This is a genomic window from Maribellus luteus (assembly GCF_003576475.1).
Lineage (GTDB): Bacteria > Bacteroidota > Bacteroidia > Bacteroidales > Prolixibacteraceae > Draconibacterium > Draconibacterium luteum.
In genome coordinates, this window is record NZ_QWGR01000047.1 from 1 (window position 1) to 1,270 (window position 1,270).

Below are 1,270 nucleotides of genomic sequence, written 5' to 3' on the forward strand. Positions count from 1 at the left end.
CCTAAGTTTACATTTTCTTATCTTCTAATAATTAACTGAAAGAACGAAAGAGTGGAGTAAGGTTATTATGTACTGTGAGTATGAGAACTCGTCAACATAGAAGATCCCCACTCTTTCGCTACTTAAATACGATTAGTTCTTTGGGCCTTTAGAGCCTGTTTTTAGGTTGTTATATCCAAGTAGCTTCGTTCTTCTTAAATATATTACTATGCATAAAAGTAAAGAATTTATTGGTATTGACATTTCCAAAAAAGTATTTGATGTTTGGAGCGAAAAGTGGGGGTATAAACAGTTTAAAAACACATCTGAAGGATTTTCAGCGTTTTTGCTTTTACTCACTTCACAAAGTTGGTGTGTGATGGAATTCACGGGGAGCTATTATCATCAGCTGGCCTTGTTTTTACATGATAATGATGTAGCAGTTTCAGTAGTAAACCCCTTGGTGATTAAGCGTTTTATCCAGATGAAGTTACAGCACAACAAAACGGATAAAAGTGATGCAAGAATGATTGTGCGCTATGCAAAAGAACAGCCTTTAAGTTTGTGGAAACCCCAGCCTCAATACATCAGGGATTGCAAGGATCTGCACACGGTTATCAGCCTTTATCACAAACAAAGGACGGCTCTGAAAAACAAACTGCACAGTTTTGTAGATCAGGGATTAAAGGGCAAGGTAGTAACATCGGTAAAACGACACATTCGCCAGTTGGATGCGGAAATTAAACTGCTCGAATCACAATTGGAAACCATCATAAAAACGCATGAACAGGAATTACTCTCGAATTTGCTTTCCATACCAGGGCTTGGGCGTAAAACTGCCATTTTGCTTATTGTATGTACCAATGGTTTCAAAACCTTTGAAAACTCGCGACAGCTTTCGGCATTTTTTGGTTTATCACCAGTGATAAGGGCTTCTGGTTCAAGTGTCAGGGGCAAAACGCGAATCTCGAAAAGGGGAAATCCCATGGTAAGAAACCATTTGTTTATGTGTAGTTTTACTGCCTACAGTAAAAACCACCAATGCAAAGCACTTTACGAAAGGATAGTTAACAAAGGGAAATCAAAGAAATTAGCATTAATTGCAGTTACCAATAAATTGCTTGCTCAGTCATTGGCTATTGCTAAAAGTGGCGTGAGGTACGATCCCGATTTCAAATCGGTAAACCCATCCAATAATTTTTCTTTTTGAATTTACTCCCATAGATAGCAGAGTAATTTGAAAAGAAAAATTATAACCAAAATATTAGGTTTTTACCTTAGTTCTTTGTTA

The 1,270-nt window shown here is 37.2% G+C and carries 1 protein-coding gene; it reads left to right on the top strand.

All coding sequences use genetic code 11. The features are described from left to right. The first annotated feature begins 208 nt into the window (after positions 1 to 208). A complete protein-coding gene (locus D1614_RS23615) occupies positions 209 to 1,189 on the top strand; it encodes an IS110 family RNA-guided transposase (RefSeq protein ID WP_119440459.1) in 981 nt (326 codons plus the stop codon). Positions 1,190 to 1,270: the final 81 nt, after the last annotated feature.

What these genes read in the sequence shown, in the direction of transcription:
- D1614_RS23615 (WP_119440459.1), top strand. Translation starts at nt 209, where the DNA reads ATGCATAAAAGTAAAGAATTTATTGGTATTGACATTTCCAAAAAAGTA.